Annotated in this window: 6 protein-coding genes and 1 pseudogene; 6 read left to right on the plus strand and 1 reads right to left on the minus strand. The window is 67.5% G+C overall.

All coding sequences use genetic code 11. From position 1 onward, the window contains the following. Positions 1-39 precede the first annotated feature (39 nt). From WBR68_RS30055 to WBR68_RS30075, 5 genes are all read left to right on the plus strand, one after another. Entirely contained in the window at positions 40-1476 is a 1437-nt protein-coding gene (locus tag WBR68_RS30055; RefSeq protein WP_230696090.1) for a sensor histidine kinase, read from the plus strand. Next, on the plus strand, positions 1473-2102 hold the full coding sequence (locus tag WBR68_RS30060) for a response regulator transcription factor (protein ID WP_230696091.1): 630 nt from the start codon (positions 1473-1475) through the stop codon (positions 2100-2102). The genes WBR68_RS30055 and WBR68_RS30060 overlap by 4 nt, the downstream gene beginning before the upstream one ends. Before the next feature lie 120 nt (positions 2103-2222). Beyond that, the gene (locus WBR68_RS30065; RefSeq protein ID WP_050445014.1) at positions 2223-2723 is read left to right on the plus strand and encodes a GlcG/HbpS family heme-binding protein; all 501 of its coding nucleotides are present in this window, start codon (positions 2223-2225) and stop codon (positions 2721-2723) included. A 100-nt stretch (positions 2724-2823) separates the two neighbouring features. Further along, the gene (locus WBR68_RS30070; RefSeq protein ID WP_230696093.1) at positions 2824-4257 is read left to right on the plus strand and encodes a 3-deoxy-D-arabino-heptulosonate 7-phosphate synthase; all 1434 of its coding nucleotides are present in this window, start codon (positions 2824-2826) and stop codon (positions 4255-4257) included. Positions 4258-4332: 75 nt separating this feature from the next. After that, on the plus strand, positions 4333-5481 hold the full coding sequence (locus WBR68_RS30075; RefSeq protein WP_230696092.1) for a GGDEF domain-containing protein: 1149 nt from the start codon (positions 4333-4335) through the stop codon (positions 5479-5481). Between the two features lie 93 nt (positions 5482-5574). Here WBR68_RS30075 and WBR68_RS30080 read toward each other — a convergent pair. Continuing rightward, a pseudogene (locus tag WBR68_RS30080) lies at positions 5575-5747 on the minus strand (rhodanese-like domain-containing protein); the annotation flags it as partial. 223 nt (positions 5748-5970) lie between these two features. Between WBR68_RS30080 and WBR68_RS30085 the strand changes: the two are divergent. Next, positions 5971-6311, plus strand: a 341-nt coding sequence (locus WBR68_RS30085; RefSeq protein WP_342490524.1) for a contractile injection system protein, VgrG/Pvc8 family, incomplete at its 3' end; no start/stop codon positions are given.

The raw sequence follows: 6311 nt of genomic DNA on the forward strand, positions 1-6311 counted from the left end.
GATGCCGGACCGCGCCTGCCGCAAGGCATAATTTCAGCCGTGAACCCCCTATCGCGCACGCGCGCCCTCCTCTGCTGGCTGATCCTGTTCTGCCTGGGCGCCGCCTGGATCGCCCGCCAGGAAACCCTGGATCAGCACGACCGCTTCTTTCAAAGCACCAGCATCGCCCAGCGCATGCTGAGCCAGAAGACGGTGCAGCACGAAGCCGTGCTGGCCACGCTGACAGCGCTGTCTCACCCGCCCACGCCCGAACGTCTGTATCCCAGCCTGCACCCCGCCATGCCCCAACTGCTGGGGCTGGGCTATCTGGCCGATGGCGCCTGGGCCGGCAGCCTGCCACCGCCGCCGGGTTTGTCGGCCGCCGTGACGCGCGCCCGTGATGCGGGCCGCCCGGTGACGCTGCCGGTGGACGACGCGCGCTACTGGCTGGTGGCGCCCTCCAGTTGGAGCCTGCTGCTGGACGCCCGCCAACTGGTGCCGGCGTCGGACTTTCCCCCCGGCTTGAGCAACCTGAGCCTGCTGCTTGGCTCGCAGCCTTTGGCGCTGCTGGCCAAGCAGGCGGACGACGCGTGGGGCTTGGCGATGACATTGCAAAAGCCGCTGGGCGCGGCCAGCCAGCCCTTCCCGATGCGCAGCACCCACACGCTGACGCCGGCCTATTGGCCATGGAAAGCCTGGCTGGCCTGGGCCCTGGCCAGCGCCCTGCTGGTGACGGGGGCCGCTGCCTGGCAGCGTTCGCGCGCCGAGGCCCGCCGCCAGCAAGAGCAGGCGCGCCTGGCCACCATGGCGCGCCTGGGCACGCTGGGCGAAATGGCGGCCGGCATCGCGCACGAACTGAACCAACCCCTGACCGCCATCCTGGCCCAGACCCGCGCCGCCCAGCGCCTGCTGGACGACGAAGACGAACGCCCCGCCGTGCGCCACGCGCTCTTGGCCAGCGCCGAGCAGGCCAAGCGCGCCGCCGACATCATCAGCCGCATGCGCGCGCTGGTACAACCGCGTTCGCCCGCGCGGCGCGAAGCGCTGGACCCGGACGCGCTGGTCGCGTCGCTGCTTTTTCTACGCGAAGCCGAGCTGGCCCGGCAAGGCATCCGCCTGGCCTGGAACAACGCCAGCCCAGGAGCGCGGCCGCTGGCTGGCCGCGTAGCGCTGGAACAGATCCTGCACAACCTGGTGCAAAACGCCGCCGACGCCCTTGCGGGTACCGACGGCACGCGGATGATTCAACTGGAAGGCCGCGCCGACGGCGACGCATACCGATTCACCATCAGCGACACCGGCCCCGGCATCGCCGCCGACGCGCTGCCCCGCCTGTTCGCCCCGTTCTACACCACGCGCGCCCAAGGCATGGGCCTGGGGCTGGCCTTGTGCGAAACGCTGGCGGGTTCCATGGACGGCCGCATCGCCGCACGCAATCTCAAGCCCTCGGGCGCCTGCTTCACCTTGACCCTGCCGTGTGCAAAGGCCCCCGCATGAACACGCCGCCCACGCGCACGCCCGACCATTCCCCGCTGGTGTACCTGGTGGATGACGACGACGCCGTGCGCGATGCGCTGGGCCTGCTGCTGCGTAGCGTAGGCCTGCGCAGCGCGGGCTTTGGCGACCCGCAGGCCTTTCTGGCGCAACTCAGCGCCAGCGCCATCGGCTGCGTCGTGCTGGATATCCGCATGCCTGGCATCAGCGGGCTGGACGTGCTTGCCCGCCTGGCCGCGCAGTCGGACCTGCCGGTGGTCATGCTGACCGGCCATGCCAACGTGGACCTGTGCCGCCGCGCCTTCAAGGGCGGCGCCATGGAGTTCCTGCAAAAACCCGTGGATGACGACGTGTTCCTGGACGCCGTGCAGGCCGCGGTGCGCACCCACATCGCCAGCCGCGAAAAGCTGGCCGTGACCCAAGCCGCCGCCGATCGCTTGGCGCGCCTGTCCGGACGCGAACACGAGGTGCTGGCGCGCATTGTGCAAGGCATGAGCAACAAGGAAATCGCGCGCGAATTCGATTTGTCGCCACGCACCGTTGAAACGTATCGGGCCAACGTCTTCGCCAAGCTGGAAGCCGACTCGCTGGCGCAACTGATCCGCCAATACGCCACCCTGCTCGACTAGCCCCGCCCTCTGCCCTCCGTAACGCTACGGAGACGCGCGAGTAGTCGGGCGTATACCGCCCGCCGCGCGTTTTGGCCACACTGGCTGCTCCTTACTCCAACGCATAAAAGGATGCTGACCATGAAGCCCACGACGCTTGCCACCCTCTTTTCCACCCTGGCCTCCACGCTGGTTTTGTCCGCCGCCGCCCAAGCCGCCGTGCTCACGGAAACCAACCTGTCGATGGCCGACGCGCAGCAGCTCGCCACCGCTACGGTTGCCGCCTGCCAGGCCAAGGGCTACAACGTCAGCGCCTCCGTCGTGGACCGCGCCGGCCTGCTCAAGGCCTTCGCCCGCGCCGACAACGCCGGCCCGCACACCATCGAGGCCAGCCGCGCAAAGGCTTTCACCGCCGTGTCCGCCAAGACCCCCACGCTGACCATGATGGAAAACGCACAGAAAAACCCGGGCGCCGCCAACCTGACCGACATTCCGGGCTTCCTGCTCTTGGGCGGCGGCGTGCCGGTCAAGGCGGGCGATAAGGTCATTGGCGCCATTGGGGTAGCCGGCGCGCCGGGCGGCCACCTGGACGCGCAGTGCGCCGACGCGGTGCTGCAAGACAACGCGGCAATGTTCAAGTAAGACGCTTGCTCGACCGCGCGCGCGTGCGCGGGTATTGGCGCCAGGATCGGCAACAGGCTAGGCTTACGGCGCCACAGTCTGAATGAAGCCGGTTCACACCATGCCCCTGCCGCCGCGCCCCTCCCTGCTGGACGACACGCTGCGTATCGTCGTCCGCCGCTATCTCGTGCCCACCACGCCAGAAGCCGCGCTGGCATCGGCTTCAACGGCCCGAAGCCACCACTGCACCAGCACACTGGCCGTGGCCATCGACCAGGCGCGTCGGGCGTTGGCCCATGCAGAAACACCGCCTGCCTTGGTCAAGCAGACGTTCGTCGACGCGTTGGCACAGCTTATCGGCGAAGCCATGCGCGAGAACCAGGGTGACCCCGCCATCCAGGCCATGGTCCTGCGCCACCAAGCCGTGCAGGTGCGTGAATACGCCTCACTGGCCGCGGGTGCCGAGTCGGACCGGCGTGAAGTCGTGGCGGCCGTCAACGCCATTGCCCACCCGGCCAAGCTGCAACGCCTGCCGCCCGGCCCGCAGCGCGAGGTCTTGGGCGCGTTGCAAGCCGCCGCGTCGGCACCGGCTTGGGCCGCGCTGTCCAAGGCCGTCCAACCGATCGACGCCCTGCCCGAGGCGGCAAGCGATTCCCCCACGTCTCGCAGCCTGGCCCGGCTGCGCAACAGCCCCGCCCTGGAACGCCTGTGCCGCTTGGACGCCTTGGCCTCCGACGCGCTGGTGCAGCGCTACCAAGCCCTATGGAGCCGCAACGGCCCGCGCTCCGGCACGCCGGGCGCGGTGGCGCAAGGCCTGGCCGCGCAACAACGTGGCGCGGATGTCGAGGCCCAGGCCGCGACAGCGTTGGAAGCCTTGGCGCACCGTCTCAATACAGAAGGGCCGCAAGGCACTACCCTGGGCCCCAGCACCGCCGCATATCGGGTGGTGACCTCGATGCACGTGCCGCCCGAGCTGCCTGGCTCGGCCGACCGCGCCAAGAGCGAGTGGGACGCCGCGCTGCTGCGCCGCGCCAGCCCGCCAGACGCCGAACCCGTCTGGGATGTGTGCCTGCTGGTCGAGGCCAAGGCGTCCGTGGACGCGGCCAGTACGGACTTCCCCCGCTTGCTGCGCGGCATGCAACGGCTGGCGCAGGCAGACGCCGGCGTCATCGATCCGTTCCTGTCGCGCCAGGGCACCGTGACGTTGCGCGGCGCATCCCTGAGCACCCTGCCCACCCACGGCTCCGACCTGGCTGGCGCCGTGCTCTATTGCTGCGACGCGCCCGCCGACACGCCCGTTGATGACTCGCCGCGCTTGCTCAACGCCGCCTGCCGCATGCAGTTGCTGTCCGCGCCGGCCAGCGTCGCCTACGCCAGCCAATTGGCGCTGCGCCAACCCGCCGACGCCCAAATGCTGGAAGCCGTTTGGCAAGGATTGCTGGCGTCGCCGCAATGGGCTGGCGTGTTGAATCAGTATCCGCTGCTGCATCAGGTGCGCGCGCTGATGGTGCACACAGACGACCTGTTTGCAGCCACGCAACACGCCAGCCTGTAACACAAAATGGGCAAGTTTTGCCCGTAAAATCCCGCTGTCGGCAACGCGTGTCGGCGCCACGCTGATACCGCCGGGATGCACGTCGATCTCTACACCCTTTACCTGCTCGTCATCGGGACGCTGCTCGCCAGCGCCGGGATGCTTTATTGGGAACACCGCACGAATTCCCGGCGTGCCAAGGAACTGGGCATTCTGGCCACGGGCTTTGCCACCATCGCCGTCGGCTGTACCGTGGTGCTGCTGCGCGGGCACCTGCCCGCGGTGCTTGGCCCCGGGCTAAGCAACTTCATCATTCTTGGTGGCTATCTACTCGTCCTGCACGGCGTCGCGGCCTTCAGCGGCAGGCGCTACCGCCTGGTGTCGATCGGTTTGCTGGCCGTCACGGTGCTGCTGTGGGCGGCGGCCGGCACCCGTTGGCAAGGCATCATGTGGAGCTACATCAGCGCGGCGCCCATCGCCGCCGTGGCGGCCCTGACCGCCTGGGAAATGTGGCGTTGCACACCCATGAAGCCGCTGACGCCGCGTCGCTTCGTCATCGCCGTCGCCAGCATCCATGCCTTGTTCTATGCCTTCAGGGCCTTGATCCTGCCCTGGCTGGTTGACGTGTATGGTTCCGTCGTCCAACTGGCGGCCAGCAACATCACCATGTATGAAGGCGTGCTGTATTCGGTATTGCTGCCCATGGCGCTGCTCAAGCTGGTACGCGAAGAGGCGCACGGCCAGTTGTTGCGCGAAGCGCAAACCGACTACCTGACGCGCCTGGGCAACCGCCGCTGGTTTTTCGAGGAAGGCGCGCGCCTGTTGCACGCCCATGCAAAGCAAGGGCCGGTGGCCGTGCTGGCGTTTGACCTTGACCACTTCAAATCCATCAATGACCGACACGGACATCAGGCCGGCGACCTGGTGCTCAAGGCGTTTGCCGACATCGCGCAGAGCGTGGCTGGGCCGGGCGTGCTGTTGGCGCGTATCGGCGGCGAAGAGTTCGCCGCGCTGCTGACGGGTGAGGAGGCGCGCCGCGCGCAGGCGCTGGGCGTAGCCATCGCGCAGCGCTTTGCCGACATGTATTCCGAAGATATCGATCGCCGCGCCATCCACGCCACGGTCAGCATCGGGCTGGCGTGGTTTGACCACAACGCGCCGCCGCTGGCCGATAGCCTGGCGGCAGCGGACCGTGCCTTGTACCGCGCCAAATCACTGGGCGGAAACCGGTTGGAATTGGCCTGACAGCCCCAAGTTCCGCAGGCCTGAAGCGCCGCAGGCCAGGAATGGGCACGCCCCCCCCCTCGCAAGGGATAGCGGGGCGTAACTCGCGCGCTTATTGCGCAGCGACGCCACCCGGTTGGAAATCCCTGCGTCGATCAAGGTCTGCGCGCCCACGATGCTACGTGTACGGCCCGCGCAACGCGCTCATGCAGCTCGTCCACGTCGATCCACGGCGTGTGCTTTTCGTGTTCGATGACTTCACCAAACGCCTTGCTGGGCACGTTGGATAGAGAGACTCATGGAATGACCTGGGCTTCAAAGATAAGAAGCGCTCAGGTAAGAAGCGCTCAGGCTACGTGGGGGCTTCATGCCGGACAACGTAGAAATGCGTCTATGGCTATGCGGGCGGTGGTGGCGGCCACCCCGCAAAATCAGAGGAGTTCTATAGACGCGCGCATGATCGATTGCGCAATATCGTCGGTCAACCTGCGTTTTCCAGGAGGACCGAACGTGTTGTCTCACAAGCAAGACCACCGCTTCACCTTCACCCCCACCAGCGGCGCGGCGTTTGACGTCGTTGAATTCACGCTGGATGAAGCCCTGTCCGAGACCTATCGGCTGTGCCTAGAACTGTCCAGCAGCGACCCCGCCGTTGATTTCGGCACGCTGCTGGACCAGCCCGCGCTCTTCACCATCTGGCGCGGTGACCAGGCGGTACGCCATGTACACGGCATCGTCACGGAATTCGTCCAAGCCGACACCGGCTTTCGCCGCACGCGCTATCGGGTAGTCGTAGAACCCTCCCTGGCTCGCGCCGCGCTGTGTTCTGACTGGCGCATCTACCAGCACCT

This window comes from Achromobacter sp. JD-1, assembly GCF_038594925.1.
Lineage (GTDB): Bacteria > Pseudomonadota > Gammaproteobacteria > Burkholderiales > Burkholderiaceae_B > Achromobacter > Achromobacter spanius_C.